Raw genomic sequence first — 18497 nt, forward strand, 5'->3', positions numbered from 1 at the left:
TGCCAAGCGGAAACCGTGTAATGCGCCATGTAAGAGAAGCGGGCGGTGGCGAACCGTCAATCCGTCCCCTGTTTATGCTGTTGCCCTATCTGTGGCCCAAGGGGCGGCGGGATCTGAAGATCCGCGTTCTGATCTCGGTCTTCTGCATGATCCTGGCCAAGGTGGCGACGGTCTATATTCCGGTCTTCTTCGGCCGCACGGTGGATTCCTTGTCGGTCAGCCCGGCGCTGATTATGCTGTCTGTGCCGCTGACCATGGTGATCGCCTATACCATTGCCCGTATCGCCATGCAGGGCTTTGCCCAGCTGCGTGACGGCATCTTTGCCCGCGTCGCCTATCATGCCCTGCGCGAGGTTGGGGTGCAGACCTTCGCCCATGTCCATACTCTGTCGCTGCGCTTCCATCTTGAGCGCAAAACCGGTGGCCTGTCACGCGCCATTGAACGAGGCACGCGTGGTATCGACACGCTGCTCGGCTTTGCCATCTTCTCAATTTTCCCGACCATTCTCGAACTGGCGCTGGTGACGATCATCATGCTGTACAAGTTCGATCTGTGGTTCGCGGTGGTGACTGTGGGCATGGTGGTCGCCTATATCTGGTTCACCTTTGCCATCACCCGCTGGCGCATTCAGTTTCGTCGCGACATGAATGACAGCGATACCGATGCCAACACCAAGACGGTCGACAGCCTGCTGAATTACGAGACGGTGAAGTATTTCGGCAGCGAAAAGCATGAAACCAAACGCTTCGATGCGGCGATGGATAAATTCGCTAAGGCATCCATTCAGGCGCAGGTTTCGCTGTCCCTGCTCAACACCGGTCAGGCGATCATCGTGGCGCTTGGTCTGGCTGGCGTGATGGTGCTGGCGGCCTTTGGCATCAAGGGCGGCCATATGACCGTCGGCGATATGGTGATGGTCAACGCGTATCTGGTGCAGCTTTATGTGCCGCTTAATCTGCTGGGTACGGTCTACCGCGAAATTACACAGGCGCTGGTCGATATGGATGCGTTGTTCACCCTGATGCATCAGCAGCAGGAAGTGATCGATAAGCCCGGTGTACCACCGTTGCAGGTCAAGGGGGGCGAAATCCGCTTTGATAATGTGGTCTTTGGCTATACCCCGGCCCGTACGGTGCTCAAAGGGATCAGCTTTGTAGTTCCTGCGGGCAAAACGGTGGCGGTTGTTGGCCCCTCGGGCGCGGGCAAATCGACGATTTCGCGCATTCTGTTCCGCTTCTACGATATTCAGTCCGGTTCAGTTACCATTGATGGGCAGGACTTGCGCGATATCCAGCAGGCCTCTTTACGTAAGGTGATCGGTATCGTGCCACAGGATACTGTGCTGTTTAACGATACCGTGCGCTACAACATCGCCTATGGCCGCATTGGGGCTTCTGATGCCGAGGTCGAGGCCGCAGCGGATGCCGCTCAGATCGACAAGTTCATCAAGCTGTTGCCCGAAGGCTATGAGGCCATGGTGGGTGAGCGCGGGTTAAAACTATCCGGCGGCGAAAAACAGCGCGTCGCCATTGCCCGCACTATACTGAAGAACCCGCCGATCCTGCTTCTGGACGAGGCAACCTCTGCCCTCGACACCCATACCGAGCGAGAAATCCAGAGTGCGTTGCAGGATGTTTCGAGAAATCGCACCACGCTGGTGATTGCCCACCGGCTTTCCACGGTGGTCGATGCCGATGAAATTCTGGTGCTCGACCGTGGTCAGATCGTCGAACGTGGCCGCCATGAAGAACTGTTGGCGAAGAACGGGGCCTATGCCTCGATGTGGAACAAGCAGAAAGAGGCCGCCGCCGCACGCGAAAAATTGCAGGAGGTCGAGCTCGACCCGGATGTTTCCCCCGGCATCGCCCGCACCAAGATCGAAGACGACGAAACCTGAAAAAGACGCCCGCTGCCACAACCGACAGCGGGCGTTTTATCATGGGGACAGCTACACCATTATGATGCCGCCAGATGTGGGGTTGGATGCAGCGGATTTTACGGTGCCGGATCGTCGCTATAGCTTAGGAATGATGGCACCGGGATGGCTTGGCCATTGATGGTGGCGGGCTGATAGTGTTTGCTTTGTACCACAGAGCGCAGCCTGAGCAGGAGCTGCCATGCATCGGTCTCGGGCATTTGGGGCGGGATGGCGGCAATGCCCTGTGTCGGGGTACCCGCGCTATTGACCAGTATTGTCAGCATTGTGCGTTGGTTTTGCGTCGGCGTCGCCGTCTTTGGTGCTGGCGTCATCAGCCGGGCATCGCGGATCGGGCCTGACAGCACATGGCCGTCGGCGTCGGTAAAGCGCGCCACGCCGACAAGCTGGCCCTTATCAAAGCGGGCTTGCAGCACCGCCCCGTCGGCATAGTGGAGGGTGCCTTCGCCATCGAAAACGCCATCGCGGATGGCACCGTCATAGCGGCTGCCATCGGGCCAGGTCAGGGGGCTATCGCCCCGCGGATCAAGATGCTGTGGGCTGTAATGGATGCCAAAGGGGGCCAGTGCCGCCGTCATTTTTTCGGGAAAATCGACGGCCTGATGAATGCGGGAATGGCTGATGTTCTCAAAGCTGACGAAGGTCACGGCGCGCCCCGCATCGCGCAGCTTTTGTGCCAGTTTCTGACTGACATCATAGGTGATGGTACGGTCGGCTTTCGTGGCCAGCAGAAGAATTGGGCCATTGTAATGGGCCAGCCGCTGGGCGACATGAAAATTGAGCACGTCTTCGTCAAAGCGGATGTCGATCAGCGGGCTATACCAGTACATTTGCTGTTTCAGCCCGTCGGCGGCATCTTCCACCGTATCAAAACCGCCTGCCATCACCAGCATCGAGGGATACTGCACCTTGGCTGCCAGTGCGGCGCAAAAACCGGTGCCAAGCGAATGGCCCCAGAAAACCAGCTTCCCACGGCGTTGGGCGGCCAGAGCTTCGATTCTCGTGGCCACGGTGTCGAGCGCGGCCAGATATTCGGCTTTCGTGCCATGACCACGACTTTGGCCCAGACCGGGATAATCGAACAGCACCATATCGCCAAAGGGGGATAACGCTTTCAGCGCCGCGGCCCCTGCATTATTTTCGATAAAGGCCCGGCCGCCGCAATAGACAATCAGCGGGCGGCTGGCATCACTACCCGCCAGCACCATATGCAACGGGCCGCCCGGTGTGGCGATGTCATCGTTGACGATGTGCCAGCCCGGCCCGGGCGTGACGTTTGCCGTCGGCACACCGGGGGGCAGCACGACCATGCTGTCATTGGTGTTGGTGACCATGCTCTGGTGAACATCGACGTGCAGGCAACCGCCCAGCAGGCTGCACAGCAACAAAATCCCTAATATACGCAACGACTATCTCCGACGAAGCAACTATAGGGGGAAAGTCTAGCGCGGCGGATCGGGGCCGTCTTCAGGCGCGGATGCTGCATAATGCCCCGGGCTGGGCGGGGCAGTTGCTCTGGCGGGGGCGCATCGGTTGCGCGCCCCCCTTAAAACGGGTTTAGCGAGGTGGGATGTTTCAGACCGTTTCTATCTGGTCGACTTCCACACCCTTCATGCCCTGACGGGTCGAGAAGCGGACGGACTGTTCCGGCTCCAGCGAGATGATACCGCTGCGACGCAGGGCCGAGGCGTGAACGTAAACATCGCCGCTGCCGTCGGCTGGCACCACAAAGCCAAAGCCCTTCTGATCGTTGAAGAACTTCACCTTGCCGTCGACCAGCGGGCCGCAGGGGCCGCCATCGGTGCCGCCAAAGTCCCGCTGGGGGCGGCGGGCCGGTGCTGCGGTGGCCGTGGACTGGTCAATACTGTGAACCGCTACGACCTGAAGACCGCGGGGCGATTCCTGTAAATCGCAGACGATCGTTGCCCCTTGCGGCAGGGTATTGGTGCCAAGCGGCTCCAATGCAGATGCGTGGCAGAAGGCGTCGCCACCGTTTTCAAGAGTGATGAAACCATATCCCTTGGACAGGTTGAACCACTTGACCGTGCCTTTCGCCGATGCCTGAGCAAGAGCGTGCGAGCCGTAATTTTCGTTGTTCGCCATTGAATATGCCGATGCTGAACCCGCCGGATAGATGCGTTAGCGTCTTGCCGCGTCCGGCACGAGACAATTCGCCGGTGACCATCTTGCCTAAAGTGGTCCGGTCTGCAAGACACTCATGCAAACTATGACGCGAATTTTTCACCATTTTTAACTTTGTTTGTTTACGTGCGCCCGCAGGACGAAAGGTTTTAAGAACTCTGCTGCCGCAAAGTTGTGTTCTCTGCTTTTTACAGCCATGGGCGGGCTGGCCTCGGCACAGTCCGTGGGCTTGCCCGCGTGTTGGGCAAGTATCGTCCCGCAGCTGGCGCGATTCGGCCTGGCGCTGAGGCGTAAAAAACAAAGGTCCCAAAATGCAAAGGACCGGCCAAACGGCCGGTCCCTGATGCATTCATAGATGCCTGATGGTTAGCGCGGTGCCAGTACCATCATCATCTGACGGCCTTCCAGTTTCGGCCACTGTTCCATCTTGGCGTAGGTTTCGGTGTCTTTCTGAATGCGGTTCAGAAGTTCCATACCGATATGCTGATGGGCCATTTCACGACCACGGAAACGCAGCGTCACCTTCACCTTGTCGCCATCGTCGAAGAAACGGCGCATGGCCTTCATCTTTACTTCGTAGTCATGGTCATCAATGGTCGGGCGCATCTTGATCTCTTTGATCTCGATGACCTTTTGTTTCTTGCGAGCTTCGGCGGCTTTTTTCTGCTGTTCGTACTTAAACTTGCCGTAGTCCATCAATTTGACCACGGGGGGCTTAGCCTCCGGCGATACCTCGACCAGATCGAGGCCTTTTTCTTCGGAAATGGCGCGACCCTCGGCGATACCGATTTCGCCATATTTGGTGCCGTCGTCGCCGATCAGCAGAATGGTGCGCGCGTAGATTTCCTCATTGACGCGCGGGCCGTCTTTGGCTGGTGCGGGCGCCTGAGCTGCGAAACGTCTGGGAACTATGACCTATCTCCTTATGTTGGCCTAATGTTGTGCCACTTAAAACCCGTGCAGAAACCTGTCAGCCCGGGGCAAAGCGGTTCGTTCTATCAAGGCCAGGGCAATATCCTCTGCACATAAAAGTCCACGCGCCGTCCCGGACGGGCAGCGCATGGAAACTTCTCAGTGATAGATTAAAAATAACTTGACCCTACGCAAGGGCAATTCGGCGACAGAAGCGGGAAAAACGTGTTTTTTTCCCATTAAACGAGGTCTGGCGGCGTCGCCTCACCCTTAAGCAGGCTGATCAGGGTGTCGAGAGGCAGAAATTCCTGCTTTTCCGAGCCTAAACGGCGTACCGCAACGGTACGGTTTTCTGCCTCGCGGCGACCGACGACCAACAGATACGGTACCTTGGCCAGACTGTGCTGGCGGACCTTATAGTTAATCTTTTCGTTGGCCAGATCGATGTCGGCGCGAATCCCGGCGGCCTTCAGGGCAGCCTGAACCTCGCCGGCATAGCTGTCGGCATCCGAAACAATGGTCGCCACCACGGCCTGAACCGGGGCAAGCCAGAGCGGGAACTTCCCGGCATAGTTCTCGATCAGGATGCCGATGAAGCGCTCAAGCGAGCCTAAGATCGCCCGGTGCAGCATGACCGGCGTCTTGCGGCTGCCATCTTCGGCAATATAGGTCGCGCCCAGACGGCCCGGCATGTTGAAATCGACCTGCAGGGTTCCGCACTGCCAGTCACGGCCGATGCAGTCCCGCAGCACAAATTCCAGCTTCGGGCCATAGAAGGCACCTTCGCCAGGGTTGATACTGAACTCGACACCGCCGGCCTTCATGGCATCGGCCAGCGACTGTTCGGCCATATCCCAAAGATCGTCCGAACCAATACGGTGTTCCGGCCGGGTCGACAGCTTGACCCGGACGCCTTCGGTAAAGCCCAGTTCGTTGTACATTTCGAACAGCAGGCGGCAGAATTCCGAGGCTTCGGTGGTGATCTGTTCTTCGGTGCAGAAGATATGGGCGTCGTCTTGCACAAAGGCGCGCACGCGCATGATGCCATGCAACGCGCCCGAGGGCTCATAGCGGTGGCAGCAGCCGAATTCGGCCATGCGCAGCGGCAGGTCGCGATAGGATTTCAGCCCGTCCTTGAAAACCTGAATATGCGCCGGGCAGTTCATCGGCTTGACGGCGAGGATTTTGTTTTCGTCCTCGACTTCGGCGATGAACATGTTTTCGCGATAGTTTTCCCAGTGGCCAGACGCTTCCCAGAGTTTGCGGTCGATCAGCTGCGGGGTTTTTACCTCGATATAGCTTGCATGGGAAATTTTGCGGCGGACATAGTTTTCCAGCGCGCGCCACAGCGTATAGCCATGGTCATGCCAGAAGACCTGTCCGGCGGCCTCTTCCTGCATATGGAAAAGGTCCATTTCCTTGCCGATGCGGCGGTGATCGCGCTTTTCGGCTTCTTCCAGGCGGGTGATATAGGCGTCGAGTTCTTTTTTATCGCGCCAGGCCGTGCCGTAAATGCGCTGCAACTGCGCGTTCTTGGCATCGCCGCGCCAATAGGCGCCCGCGATTTTGGTCAGCTTGAAGGCATCGCCGATCTTGGCGGTTGAAGCAAAGTGCGGACCGCGACACAGGTCATGCCAGTCGCCATGCCAATAGAGCGAAACATCTTCGCCTGCCGGAATGGATTCGATCAGCTCGGCCTTATATTTCTCACCGATGTCCTTGAAATGCTGGATGGCCTTGTCACGCGGCCAGACCTCGCGGCGGGTCGGCAGATCGGCCTTGATGATTTCGCGCATCCTGGCCTCGATCTTGGGCAGGTCTTCCAGGGTGAACGGGGTCTCGCGGGCGAAATCGTAATAGAAGCCATCCTCGATCGATGGGCCGATGGTGACCTGGGTGCCGGGAAACAGGTCCTGCACCGCCATGGCCAGCACATGCGAGCAATCGTGGCGGATCAGTTCCAGCGCCTTGTCATCCTTGCGGGTGATGATCTTGATCGCGGCGTCTTCTTCAATCGGGCGGAAAATATCCCAGTCCTTGCCGTTCACTTCCAGCGCCAGAGCGGCCTTGGCCAAGCCCGGCCCGATGGCGGCGGCGATCTCGGCCCCTGTAGTCCCGCGCGTCACCGTCAGGGTCTTGCCATCGGGCAAGGTGACGACGATGTTTTGCGCTGACGCAGGCATGGGGATTCTCCGGTTAAGAAATTGCGCGGCGACCATCTTCCTTACCTGGGGCAAAAGTCAAGCAATTGTGCCGCAAGCTGTGGGCAAGGAATGAAAATTTCCACGTATTTTCTGCGGTGTTGTAATGCTTTGTTAATTTGCTTCACCGCATTGCGCTTTGCGTTTGCGGGGTAAATTTCCTATATCAAAATCTTGGCACTTAAACGTTAAAGGTAATGGTGACGCGCGCTGCAGGGATATGGGCTTCGGCTATTTTGGCCTGTGTGGCTGGTGCGCAGGCGGAATCCAGCCTGCCCAAGCCGGACACAGCAGCTTTAAATACGCAGGGTTCTGATGTGCAATCCCAGGTAGATCTCGTGTCGTCTCCTGCCAATGGTGCAGCCCCGGCATCGGCATCGGGCGGGGATCCTGACGCGGCTTACTGGTACCAGTTGCCCGACGATTTCGACATGCTGGTTTCTTCTCCCGACATCAATCTCAGCCGTAGTACGCAGCTATGGACCGGGAATGTCCTGGGCAACGCCACCAAGGGCACCAAGCTCCGGCCAGCCTATTGGCGGGCTAAATCGTCGAGCGGGCGGATCATCAATCTGCAGACCGGTCATTTCTCTTTCGACGTTTCCGGCATCAAGGCGGGGTCGCGTGATCTGGCCGAAGCGGCAAATGTGCAGCTGGTGCTGTCGAAAATGTCGGTGAATGCCAAGCTGTCAGCCAGTGCTGGTAAAGGCAGTGACAATCCCGATCTGTGGCAGAAAAACCGGGCCGAGATCGAGATGAAGGTCAATGCGGTGCCCAAAACCGAAGTGGCTTTCAGTGGTGCTGACGAAATTACCCAGACCTATCGCGAGCCGGGTAGTCTGGGCGTGACTGGGCAACGCCATGTGCTGCAAGCCAACAAGCGTGAGGCCAAAGTGGCCGCGACGATCTCGGCGCTTGATGGTGTTTCACTCGACCTGGGCGCCCGCGGATCCAGCGAGATTACGCGCGATACGGTTGCGGCGGATCGGCATGATCGCATCGCCACCAAGATCGAGAACCAGACCGAGGAAATCTTCGCCAATCTGCATTGGGAGCCGGTACCGGGGCTTGCGGTCGATGCGGGCGAACGCGAACGGAATCTTGCCATCCTCTGGCAGGGCTCCAATACCAAAAATGGTACCTATCGTATTCTCGAACCGCGGGCTGGGGTGACGATGAATTTTCCCAATACCCAGCTTAAAGCCAGCATCGAACATAGCACCACGGGCTATAACACCGATGCGTTTGTGGCCTATGCCAGCAACGCGGCGCTAACCGAAAATGTTGCGGTTCAGCCCGATCGGGCCTGGCGCGTTAAAACCGAATTGAAACAGAATCTCGGTGCCGCGCAGCTGGCCGCCGCGTATAGCCATGCCTACAATGGTACCGTGACCGAGTTTGGCTTTGCCGATAGCGGGGCGCAGGTTCCGGTGACAACATCGCTCGACAAGCGTGATGAAATGAATATGTCGCTGTCCTTGCCGCTGGAAGATATTGGGCTGGCCAACACATCGGTCAGCGGTGATGCGGTGTGGCGCGATTCGCGGGTGCTTGATCCGGTGACCGGCAAGTTCCGCCGGGCCTCAGGCGAGGTTGGCAATCAGGTGACTTTACGACTGGAGCGTAAATTGCCTGCCGAACGTCTGCGCTTTGGCCTGACCGGGCAGATGAGTGGCGGGCAGACCGCCTATCAGACCCAGGAAATCACCATGGTCGATGCCAGCAACACGCTGGGGGCCTATATCGCCTTCAAGCCCGGTGCATACGAGGTGAATCTGGATGTCGATGGTTTGGTCGGCACCCCCAAAACCACCAACTATTTTTATGTAGATTCCCGTGCACAAAATCAGTTGCCCAAGTCGAGCATTTTGCCAGCGTCGGGGCCAACGTTCAAAATTTCGCTGAAGCGCCCCTTTTAAAGGGCTGTGGTCATTGCCGTCATTTTCCCGTGACGCACGGCGTGGGGGTGGTCGGTCAGCGCCAGCATCGGGCCATCTTTGGGCAGGTTGCCATAGCCCCAGCGCTCGCCTTCGTCGTCCCTGAGCCAGTCGCGGACGCGGCGGGCCTTTTCCAGGCCGGTGCAGGATGGCCCGGCCATTTCGCCGGTTAAGTGGTCATTCTGCATCACCATTTCGCTGGCCAGCAGCCCATCAGGTTTTAAACCGTGGTGTGCCAGTAATGCGGGCATGTAGAGCGATAACCCGCCAGTGGCGATCAGAATGCGGTGCCCCTGATCCCGGTGCCAGTGGTAGCGAGCCATCACGGTTTTATCCCAGTCGATTTGCGGGTAAATTTGTTCGGCCGCGGTTGCGATATCTTCGGCCGTCAATCCGGGTAGCAGGCGGCGTAGCAACCCGGCCCGCAATCGTTCCGGCTCTGTTCTGTTTTGTGGCGGCAGGCACTCAGCTCCCAGTGCAGCCGCAATAACGCGCCGCCGTCCGACCAGTGCTGTTAAAATTAACAGCAGACTTCCCTGGCGGATCAGGGTTTTGTCGAAATCAAAGATGGCGGTGCAGTTAACCATGGGGGCATCTTTTAGAAATGTAACTCTTTCGTGTTACACGGGTAAATTTTCTGACGCTATGGAAATTTGCGCGAGGCTTCCCATATAAAAATCTTCGCCAGTAAAGTCTAACGTAGAAAGGAGTGACCGTTCATCTTACGTACTGTATCCGTTGGTAACATTTAAGCTGTCACACTATGTTGTGGAGTATTGGCTGAAAGACTCTGAAAAACTTTGTGTGGGCCGTTTGGATTGACGCCAATTCGCTTTGTCTTATAAATGCGAACGATCTGTAACGTAGCGGTCATGCTCCCGTAAAGGTTAAGTGTGTAGAAGTGATAGAACGTGCTGTCATCCTCAGTGCCGGCCAGGGTAAACGGCTTTTGCCGCTTACGGAACGTCGGCCGAAATGTCTTTTGCCTTTCAACGGCCGCACGCTGCTGGAGTGGCAGATCGCCTGCCTTGCTCAGAATGGTATCCGGGACATTACCGTCGTAACGGGGTTCCAGGCCGATGCGGTTGATGCGGCGCTGCGCGCCCGTCCAGCCGATGGCGTGGTGGTCCGTACCCGTTTCAATCCGTTCTTCGAAGTGGCCGACAATGTCGGCAGCTGCTTCCTGGCGCGGGATCTGATGGTCGATGGGCCGTTCATGCTGATCAACGGCGATACCTTGTTCCACCCCACTGTGGTGGCCCGGGCGCTGGCGCAGGTCGCCGGTGACATCACCGTCACCATCGACGAAAAAGCGCGCTACGACGAAGACGATATGAAGGTGCACCACGAGAATGGCCAGCTGATGGAAATCGGCAAGACCTTATCGGCGGAAGTTTCCAATGGGGAATCCATCGGGATGCTGTTCTTCTCGTCGGTCGGCGGCAAACGCTTTGCAGCGGCGCTGGAAGAAACCTTGCATGATCCGGCGGGTTTAAAGCGCTGGTATTTAAGCGTCATCAATACGCTGGCTCACCGTGGTCCGGTCCATGTTGCCAAGATCCCGGATGGGGATTGGTGCGAACTGGATTACCCCAAGGATCTGGCGGCTGCCAATACGCTGACCCAGCGCCTGTGGCGCGAAGGCGGCAGTGCTGTCGGCAAAGAGGGGGTTGAGACCCATATCGGCAGGATGAGGTGACAGTGACGGCCTCGATCGGCATGACACCGGCTGGTTCCTCCGGTCCAGGGGGCAGCTCGGGCGGCATTCTTCGTCGGGCGATGCGCAACCTTGGCTATCTGGTCGGCGGCAAATCCTTAAGCGGTTTGCTGGGTCTGGCTTATTTGGCTTTTGCGGTGCGTACGCTTGGCGTGGCGTCGTTCGGGCAGCTGATGCTGATCTATGCCTTCACGCTGACGATTTCGACGGTGGTCAAGTTTCAGACCTGGCAACCTCTGCTGCATTACGGCACGCCGGTGATGCATGATCCGGATATCCGCAATTTTCAGCGCCTGACGATTTTTTCCTGCCTGCTGGATCTGTCGAGTTCGTTGGTCGGCGCCGTTGTGGCCGTTGGTGGTGTTTTTCTGGTCGGTAGCTGGATTGGTCTTGATCCGGCGGCGGTGCCCGCAGCCAGTCTGTTCGGCCTGTCGCTTTTGTTCATGGTCACCGGTACGCCCGATGGTCTGCTGCGCCTGTATGACCGCTTCGATCTGTTGCTGGTCGAAGACAATGTTCAGGCGGTGGTGCGTTTTTTCGGCTCGCTGTTCTTTTTTATTGTCGGTGGCAGCCTGAACGATTTTTTGCTGGTGTGGTTTCTGTCGGTGGCAGCCAGCGGCGTAACGGTCAGCTGGCTGGGCTGGCGTGAAACCCGTAAGCGTGTCGCCTGGTCTGGAACGGCTACGCTGCTGCGCGAGGCGCTGGCCAGCCGTGGTCTCAGCCTGACCAGGCCGTTTTCTGGTATCTGGAAATTTGTCTGGTCGACCAACGCCAATTCCTCGATGGGATTGGTGACCAGCCATATCGCTACCCTGATGGTGGGTGGTCTGTTGGGCGCGACCGAGGCCGGGCTGTTTCGCATTGCCCGCCAGATCGCCGAGGCTCTGGCCAAGCCGGTCAAGCTGATGGTGCCGGTGTTCTATCCCGAATTTGCCCGTCTGGTGGCGGCGAAGGATTTTTTGCTGCTGCGCACGCTGAACCGTAAAGCGACAGTGATTTCCTGTGCAGGGGCCACGCTAAGTCTGGTTGTGCTAAGCTTCATGGGTCCATGGATCTTAAGGCTGATCGGCGGGGGGCAGACTGAAGGGGCCTATGGCGTCATGCTGCTGCTTAGTGCGGCGGCTCTGGTCAGAATTGGTACGTTCTCGTTTGAACCAACCCTGATCACTTTAGGTAAACCAACCACCGCGCTGATGATTCAAATTATCGCTGCGGTCGCATATCTGCCACTGCTGGTGGCATTCGTGCATCTTACCGGGGTTAATGGGGCTGGCGCCGCTGCGGTGCTGGCTGCATTTTTGACTGCGGTCATGCAATATATTGCCGTTACTGTGTGGTTTCGTTCGGCTGTGCCGGCGGGCTGCAGCATCTGAAGAGGAATAGGTAAAGTGCAACTCGCCATCGAGCGTTCCGACGTTTCCGAACGGTTCGCCAAGCCGTCGGCACCTAAAGCGGCTGTCCCGACACCGACGGATAGCGGCTTGGAACGTCGTTTTCATTTTTCTTCGCTGGCCGAGGCTCTGGACTATGCTGCCACCGGTAAGAGCGGCATGAATTTCTATTCCGACCGGCTCGATCTGAAGCAGGCGGTTTCCTATCACGACATCCGCGAGGGTGCGTTGCATCTGGCGGGCGTGCTGCGTCAGGGGGGCTTGCAACGTGGCGAGCGCGTCGCGCTGGTGGCCGATACCGATCCGGATTTCGTTATTGCATTTGCCGCTTGCCAGTATGGCGGGCTGATCCCGGCACCAATGCCGCTGCCATCAGCGTTCGGTGGCCGCGACGGCTACATCGCCCAAATCCGCCATATGCTGAAATGCGCCCACGCCACGGCTGCTATCGCGCCGGATTGGGTCATGCCCTATCTGCAGGAAGCGGCGGATGGGTTGCGTCTGAAGCTAGTCGGCACGGCGGCTGATCTGGCGGCACTGCCGTCCGGGGCGTTTGAGCCGGTCAAGCCGGATGCAAGCGAGCTGAGTTATCTGCAATTTTCTTCGGGCAGCACGCGCAGCCCGGCAGGCATTGCCGTCACCCACAGCGCCCTGATGGCCAATGCCGCGGCAATTGCCCATGATTGTCTGGATGTGCGTGATGGCGACCGTGCGGTGTCGTGGCTGCCTTTCTATCACGATATGGGGCTGGTCGGCTTTCTGCTCGCCACCATTGTTTCGCAGCTGTCGGTCGATTTTCTGGCGACACGTGATTTCGCCCGGCGCCCTTTAAGCTGGTTGCGTCTGATGGCGATGAATGGTGGTACCATCAGCTACAGCTCGAGCTTTGGGTATGATCTGTGCGCCAAGCGCGCCTCCTCAGGTGCAGCGCCTGATTTCGATCTGTCGCGCTGGCGTGTTGCCGGTATTGGCGGCGATATGGTGCGCCCGGCAGTGCTGGACCATTTTGTCGAAATTTTTGCACCGGTTGGTTTCCGTCGCGAAGCGTTGGTGCCGAGCTATGGTCTGGCCGAGGCAACACTGGCGGTGTCGTTCAATCCGCTGGAGCGCGGTTTACGGGTCGATCATATCGACAATGACAAGCTGGAACGCGAACGTATCGCGGTGCCGGTCGCGGTCGATGCCGGTGATACAATCCGTACACGGGATTTTGTGGTCTGTGGTCGGGTTATCCCAGGCCATACGGTCGAGATCCGTGATGATGATGGCAAGCGTCTGACCGAACGTGACGTTGGTCATGTCTGGCTTAAGGGGCCGTCGCTGATGACCGGTTACGACAGTCATCCGGAAGAAACGGCCAAGATTATGGACGCAGCCGGTTGGCTCGATACCGGTGATCTGGGCTATTTCGCCGAGGGCGAGCTGGTGATTACCGGCCGCTACAAGGACATCATCATTATCAATGGCCGCAATCTGTGGCCGCAGGATATTGAATATACCATCGAGTCGGCCGAAGGATTGCGTTCCGGTGATGCGGCGGCGTTCAGCGTTGAAAATGCCGATGATGGCGAGGAAAAGGTGGTGGTGCTGGTGCAGTGCCGCCTGTCCGATCCGGCGGCGCGCGATGCGCTGGTTCATACCGTCACTGCATCCTTACGCAAGGGCCATGGTGTCAGTGCGGATGTGGTGCTGGTGCCCAAGAATGCCCTGCCGATGACTTCGTCGGGCAAGCTTAGGCGGCGTAGTGCTCGCGCCTCGTATCTGGCGGGTGAATACCGCTTGGGCGAGGATTCGTGATGTCCCGCGGGCTGGTCGCCCTTACGGGTGGAACCGGCTTCGTCGGTGGCTACATCGTCCGTAATCTGATCAATTCCGGCTGGCGCGTCCGTCTTTTGGCGCGTCGGCCGGTTTCGTCTGATCACGGCGTTGAATGTATTGTCGGCGATCTGGCCGATGAAGATGCACTCAACCGGCTGGTGGCGGGGGCTGACATACTGGTCCATGCTGCCGGGCTGATCAAGGCGGCCCACAAGGCGGATTTCTTCCGGGTGAACGAGGCGGGTAGCCGTGCCGTTGCCGCGGTCTGGTCCCGTCATAATCCGCGTGGCCGGGTGGTGGTGCTCTCATCGCTGGCGGCTCGCGCGCCACAGCTTTCGGACTATGCCGCCAGTAAACGGGCGGGCGAGGCGGCTTTTTCGGAGCTCAACGCCGTTATCTTGCGTCCCGGGGCGGTTTACGGCCCGGGGGACAAGGAAACGGCAGTGTTTTTTCGGGCCGCGCGGCAGGGCTTGTTGGCGGTGCCGTTGTCACAGGGCTGCGTGACGCTGGTTCATGCTGCCGATGTTGCCAGCGCGGTTAAGGTTTTCTGTGATGATGTGGCCCCAAACGGCTGCTTTGCCTTGACCGACAGGCATCCGGATGGCTATGGCTGGGGTCCCCTCGCCGCGGCGCTCTGCGCTGCGGCAGGACAAAAAGCTTATGTTGTCGCCGTGCCGCAGCGCGTTATGGCCGGGCTTGCCGTTGTTGGCGGGCTTTGGTCGCGTTTGAGCGGTAAGCCGGCGATGCTGACGCCCGGCAAAGTGCGGGAGTTATTTTATGATTGGGCCTGCTCTCCGGATGATTTGCCGGCCCCGGCGCTGTGGCGCCCAGAGGTTACGCTTGCGGAGGGTTTCGCCGAGACCGTTCGTCAGATGGATGGCTTAAAGAACTGACCGCCAGCGGCAACATGTGCCAAAGCGGTAAAGGACGAAAAGAACAATGTTAGCCGATATGGAAATTGTCGACGTTATCATCAGCCGGGTCAAAGAGCTGGTGCCGCCGGGAACCGAGGTGGGCCCGCAATCTTCGATCATGGGCGATCTGGGCCTCGACTCCCTGACTGTGATGAATTTTGTCATGTGGCTGGAAGATAAGTTTGACATCTCGGTTCCGATGGACCGTCTGGTCGATGTCGAAACCATCGCCGATCTGGCCGAAGTGTTGCATAAGCTGGGGGCAAGGAAAGTCTGATGGCCATTCTCGATAAATTCAGTGCTTTAAGTAAAACCCGCGCTTCTCTGCTGGCCCTTGGGCTTGATCCCTTTTCGGTGACCTTTGATGATGTGACCTCGCCGACCGAGGCCGTGATCGGTGGTAAGCCGACGATGATTTTTGGCAGCAACAACTATCTTGGCCTGACCTATGATCCGGTGGTGATTGCTGCCGGTGTGGCTGCGTTGCAGCGTTACGGCACCGGTACCACCGGCTCGCGCATTGCCAACGGCACCTTCGTCGGGCATCAGGCGCTGGAGCGGCGGCTGGCAGATTTCTTTGGCCGTAAGCATGGTATGGTGCTGTCGACCGGCTATCAGGCCAATCTGGCGATGATCTCGACGCTGGCGGGTAAGGGCGATCAGATTCTGATCGACGCCGACAGCCATGCCAGCATCTATGATGCCTGCCGCATGGGGTATGCCGAAGTCATCCGCTTCCGTCATAACGATCCCGATGATCTGGCCAAACGTCTGAAGCGTCTCGATGGCACGCCGGGTGAAAAGCTCATCGTGGTTGAAGGCATTTACAGCATGATGGGCGATAGCGCCCCGATGAAAGAATTCGCCGCGGTCAAGCGCGAGCTGGGTGGCTATCTGCTGGTCGATGAAGCCCATTCCTTTGGTGTGCTGGGCGAAAAAGGTTTGGGCGCTGCCGAAGCGGCGGGCGTGTCGGCCGATGTCGATTTTATTGTCGGCACCTTCTCCAAAAGCCTCGCTGCGGTGGGCGGCTTCTGCGTCTCCGATATCGATAATTTCGATATTTTGCGCGTGGTCAGCCGTCCCTACATGTTCACCGCATCGCAGCCGCCGTCGGTGATCGCTACGGTGATGGCGGCGCTGGACCGTATAGAGGCGGACACATCCTTACGCACGTCGCTGCGCGCCAATGCGGAACACTTCTATGGTGGTCTGGCCAAAGCCGGGTTTGCGCTGGGGCCTGAGGTCAACCCGATTGTTTCTGTGCGGTTGCCCGATATTGCCTCTGCGGCGAAATTCTGGACTGGGCTGCTCGATGCCGGGGTCTATGTCAATCTGGCCATCCCGCCTGCTACGCCGACATCCGAACCGCTGCTGCGCTGCTCGGTCACGGCGGCACATCGCTTTGAACAGATCGACCGCGCCGTTGAAATCTTCACGTCAATCGGCACCACACTTGGTGTGATCGGCGCGGCGAAGGCGGGTGCCTAAGATGAACGCCACTGCCAGCGACGCATTACTCGGGCTGATCGTCAAGCCCTCGGCCGTCAGGCTGTGGAGCATGACCGGTACCGAGCGGGCGCGCCGTATTCTGACCAAGGCCGGAGCCGAACTTGTTACGGCGGATCAGGCGGCTCGGGGTACAAAAGTGCTGCTGACGCGGGCTGATTGGGTGGTCGATCAGGCGCTGGTCGGTCTGGTGCGTGAGCATCTCGGCCGTGTCCTGATCACCGGCGATAATGCCAATGCCGTGGTGCTCGCCGCCTATATCGAAGGCGAAGATGTTGCCGCGGTGGTCGCATCTATCGAATCCGGCACGCCGCTGCCGGACGGGCTCGAGGTTATTCATTTCGATCCGAGCCAGCCGCTCTATCTGAAGACGCTGCGCAAGAAGCTGAAGCCGGTGGCGCTGGCACTGACGCCGCAATCTGTACGCGCCGCTGAGCGGGCGACCTTTGCCGGTTCTTACAAGGGCGTCACCGATGTGGTAACCAAATACTGGTGGCCACTACCGGCCCGTATCGTGGTGCGCTGGTGTGCGGCACTGTCTATCACGCCCAATATGGTCACGCTGCTTGGCTTCCTGCTGGTGCTGCTGGCGCCGTGGTGGTTCGTCAAAGGCTGGTTCTGGATGGGGTTGGCCGGTGCCTGGGTGATGACCTTCCTCGATACCGTCGATGGCAAATTGGCCCGTTGTACGCTTACCTATTCCAAATTTGGTGACATCTTCGATCATGGTATTGACCTGATCAGCCCACCCTTCTGGTGGTGGGCCTGGCACGCTGGCGCGCTGGCGGTTGGGGCAAATTATCCGTGGGCGGACCTTTGTCTGGCCATTACCTTCGGTGGCTATATTGTATTACGGCTGCAGGAAGGCCTGTTCATTTCGCGCTTCGGTATGCACATCCATGTCTGGCGCCGGTTTGACAGTTTCTTCCGCCTGATTGTGGCACGGCGTAATCCGATCCTGATCCTGCTGACGGTTTCCCTGATCTGCGGCGAACCGGGCTGGGGCATGGTAGCGACCGCCGCCTGGACGGCTATTTCCATTGTGGTGCACGCGATACAGACGGTGCAGGCCTGGTGGGCAAAGCGCCACGGGCCGCTGGTCTCCTGGATGGCGCAATGAAACTCGGCGTCATCAGCAACCGATATAGTGATGGCAATGGCGGATCTTCCGCCATTGCTGCTTTTGCACGTACCCACAGCGATGTGCTGGTCGAAGCGCCGGAAAGCCTTGACGGGCTGCCTGATGCCCTGGCCCGTCTGGCTGCTGCCGGGGTTAATCATCTGGCGATTGATGGCGGTGACGGCACCGTGCGCGATGTGCTGACGGCGATGCCGGCGGCTTTTGGCGATGACTGGCCGGTGCTGGCCATTCTGCCGTCGGGCAAGACAAATGTGATTGCCCGCGATGTCGGCATGTGCGGCCATGGCGTTTCCGGTGTGCGCCGCTTGCTGGCGTCCAACGGCAAGGGCCGCATTGTCGAGCGTGAGGTGCTGGAAGCGGTGCGCGAGGGGCTTCCACTGGTGCGCGGTATGTTCTTCGGTGCTGGCATCTTCACCTATGCTACCGAAATGGCCGGGCAGTGGACTTTTGACCGCGGCATCAAGCAAAGCTGGGGTGTTGCCTTGACGCTGTTACGCGTGCTGGCGCGCCATCTGTGCGGGCTGCATGAAGGCACCCCGATGGCTTTCAACAGTGGCGCGCCGGAACCGCAGTTCATCATGCTGGCGACCAGTCTGCAAAAACTGATGCTGGGATTATGGCCTTTCCCACGCGAAGGCGAAGGGCGACTGCACTGGCTGGCGGTGGCGGCCCCGCCCCGTGGGCTGGTTGGCGCTTTATGGGCGGCCTGGCATGGCCGTCTAACCAAGCGTCCGGGATATCGGGGCGGGCGGTGCAGTGAACTGGATCTGCATCTGAACAGTGCCTTTGTTGTCGATGGCGAGGTTTATCAGCCCGGTCCGGGGGGCGTGCGCTTGCGTCTGGGACCCAAACTGCGCTTTCTGGCGCTGAAAACACTGTAA

15 protein-coding genes are annotated in these 18497 nt (G+C 58.6%); 10 read left to right on the top strand and 5 right to left on the bottom strand.

All coding sequences use genetic code 11. The annotated features are described in order from the left end of the window. Positions 1-20: 20 nt before the first annotated feature. The gene (locus ACZ5RI_RS05805) at positions 21-1898 is read left to right on the top strand and encodes an ABCB family ABC transporter ATP-binding protein/permease (RefSeq protein ID WP_464515170.1); all 1878 of its coding nucleotides are present in this window, start codon (positions 21-23) and stop codon (positions 1896-1898) included. Between the two features lie 98 nt (positions 1899-1996). Here the strand turns inward: ACZ5RI_RS05805 and ACZ5RI_RS05810 are convergent, their stop codons facing one another. From ACZ5RI_RS05810 to thrS, 4 genes are all read right to left on the bottom strand, one after another. Continuing rightward, positions 1997-3343, bottom strand: coding sequence for an alpha/beta hydrolase (locus tag ACZ5RI_RS05810; RefSeq protein ID WP_464515171.1), 1347 nt, complete (start codon positions 3341-3343; stop codon positions 1997-1999). Positions 3344-3512: 169 nt separating this feature from the next. Further along, positions 3513-4040 (bottom strand): cold-shock protein, encoded by a 528-nt coding sequence (locus ACZ5RI_RS05815; protein ID WP_464515172.1) that lies wholly within the window; start codon positions 4038-4040, stop codon positions 3513-3515. A gap of 405 nt (positions 4041-4445) precedes the next feature. After that, positions 4446-4907 carry a translation initiation factor IF-3 gene (gene infC, locus ACZ5RI_RS05820; RefSeq protein ID WP_464515558.1) on the bottom strand — a complete coding sequence of 154 codons (462 nt, stop codon included), beginning with the start codon at positions 4905-4907 and terminating at the stop codon, positions 4446-4448. Positions 4908-5230: 323 nt separating this feature from the next. After that, complete coding sequence (gene thrS / locus ACZ5RI_RS05825; RefSeq protein ID WP_464515173.1) at positions 5231-7174, bottom strand: threonine--tRNA ligase; 1944 nt, start codon at positions 7172-7174, stop codon at positions 5231-5233. Between the two features lie 356 nt (positions 7175-7530). Here thrS and ACZ5RI_RS05830 point away from each other — a divergent pair, with 356 nt between their 5' ends. Beyond that, positions 7531-9111: a TonB-dependent receptor gene (locus ACZ5RI_RS05830; RefSeq protein ID WP_464515174.1), complete on the top strand. Its 1581-nt coding sequence runs from the start codon at positions 7531-7533 to the stop codon at positions 9109-9111. On the opposite strand, the gene ACZ5RI_RS05835 is transcribed toward ACZ5RI_RS05830, so the two are convergent. Beyond that, positions 9108-9716, bottom strand: coding sequence for an HAD-IB family phosphatase (locus ACZ5RI_RS05835; RefSeq protein ID WP_464515175.1), 609 nt, complete (start codon positions 9714-9716; stop codon positions 9108-9110). The genes ACZ5RI_RS05830 and ACZ5RI_RS05835 overlap by 4 nt on opposite strands. 314 nt (positions 9717-10030) lie before the next feature. Here ACZ5RI_RS05835 and ACZ5RI_RS05840 point away from each other — a divergent pair, with 314 nt between their 5' ends. Genes ACZ5RI_RS05840 through ACZ5RI_RS05875 form a run of 8 tightly spaced genes read left to right on the top strand, consistent with a single transcriptional unit; the run spans position 10031 to position 18497 of the window. Then, a complete protein-coding gene (locus tag ACZ5RI_RS05840) occupies positions 10031-10828 on the top strand; it encodes a phosphocholine cytidylyltransferase family protein (protein ID WP_464515176.1) in 798 nt (265 codons plus the stop codon). A gap of 2 nt (positions 10829-10830) precedes the next feature. Next, positions 10831-12219 carry a lipopolysaccharide biosynthesis protein gene (locus tag ACZ5RI_RS05845; protein ID WP_464515177.1) on the top strand — a complete coding sequence of 463 codons (1389 nt, stop codon included), beginning with the start codon at positions 10831-10833 and terminating at the stop codon, positions 12217-12219. Positions 12220-12234: 15 nt separating this feature from the next. After that, positions 12235-14034 carry a fatty acyl-AMP ligase gene (locus ACZ5RI_RS05850; protein ID WP_464515178.1) on the top strand — a complete coding sequence of 600 codons (1800 nt, stop codon included), beginning with the start codon at positions 12235-12237 and terminating at the stop codon, positions 14032-14034. Then, positions 14034-14948 (top strand): NAD-dependent epimerase/dehydratase family protein, encoded by a 915-nt coding sequence (locus ACZ5RI_RS05855; protein ID WP_464515179.1) that lies wholly within the window; start codon positions 14034-14036, stop codon positions 14946-14948. Before ACZ5RI_RS05850 ends, ACZ5RI_RS05855 begins: the two co-directional genes overlap by 1 nt. A gap of 46 nt (positions 14949-14994) precedes the next feature. Continuing rightward, positions 14995-15246, top strand: coding sequence for an acyl carrier protein (locus ACZ5RI_RS05860; protein WP_464515180.1), 252 nt, complete (start codon positions 14995-14997; stop codon positions 15244-15246). After that, complete coding sequence (spt, locus tag ACZ5RI_RS05865) at positions 15246-16457, top strand: serine palmitoyltransferase (RefSeq protein ID WP_464515181.1); 1212 nt, start codon at positions 15246-15248, stop codon at positions 16455-16457. Before ACZ5RI_RS05860 ends, spt begins: the two co-directional genes overlap by 1 nt. A gap of 1 nt (position 16458) precedes the next feature. Continuing rightward, the gene (locus tag ACZ5RI_RS05870; protein WP_464515182.1) at positions 16459-17595 is read left to right on the top strand and encodes a CDP-alcohol phosphatidyltransferase family protein; all 1137 of its coding nucleotides are present in this window, start codon (positions 16459-16461) and stop codon (positions 17593-17595) included. After that, positions 17592-18497 (top strand): diacylglycerol/lipid kinase family protein, encoded by a 906-nt coding sequence (locus ACZ5RI_RS05875; RefSeq protein WP_464515183.1) that lies wholly within the window; start codon positions 17592-17594, stop codon positions 18495-18497. The genes ACZ5RI_RS05870 and ACZ5RI_RS05875 overlap by 4 nt, the downstream gene beginning before the upstream one ends.

It is taken from the genome of Micropepsis pineolensis, from assembly GCF_055392125.1.

Excerpts from the sequence above, each read along its gene's own strand:
- ACZ5RI_RS05855 (WP_464515179.1), top strand. The coding sequence starts at position 14,034 with ATGTCCCGCGGGCTGGTCGCCCTTACGGGTGGAACCGGCTTCGTCGGT.
- ACZ5RI_RS05805 (WP_464515170.1), top strand. The coding sequence starts at position 21 with ATGCGCCATGTAAGAGAAGCGGGCGGTGGCGAACCGTCAATCCGTCCC.
- ACZ5RI_RS05815 (WP_464515172.1), bottom strand. The coding sequence starts at position 4,040 with ATGGCGAACAACGAAAATTACGGCTCGCACGCTCTTGCTCAGGCATCG.
- ACZ5RI_RS05875 (WP_464515183.1), top strand. The coding sequence starts at position 17,592 with ATGAAACTCGGCGTCATCAGCAACCGATATAGTGATGGCAATGGCGGA.
- ACZ5RI_RS05860 (WP_464515180.1), top strand. The coding sequence starts at position 14,995 with ATGTTAGCCGATATGGAAATTGTCGACGTTATCATCAGCCGGGTCAAA.
- ACZ5RI_RS05870 (WP_464515182.1), top strand. The coding sequence starts at position 16,459 with ATGAACGCCACTGCCAGCGACGCATTACTCGGGCTGATCGTCAAGCCC.
- thrS (WP_464515173.1), bottom strand. The coding sequence starts at position 7,174 with ATGCCTGCGTCAGCGCAAAACATCGTCGTCACCTTGCCCGATGGCAAG.
- spt (WP_464515181.1), top strand. The coding sequence starts at position 15,246 with ATGGCCATTCTCGATAAATTCAGTGCTTTAAGTAAAACCCGCGCTTCT.
- ACZ5RI_RS05835 (WP_464515175.1), bottom strand. The coding sequence starts at position 9,716 with ATGGTTAACTGCACCGCCATCTTTGATTTCGACAAAACCCTGATCCGC.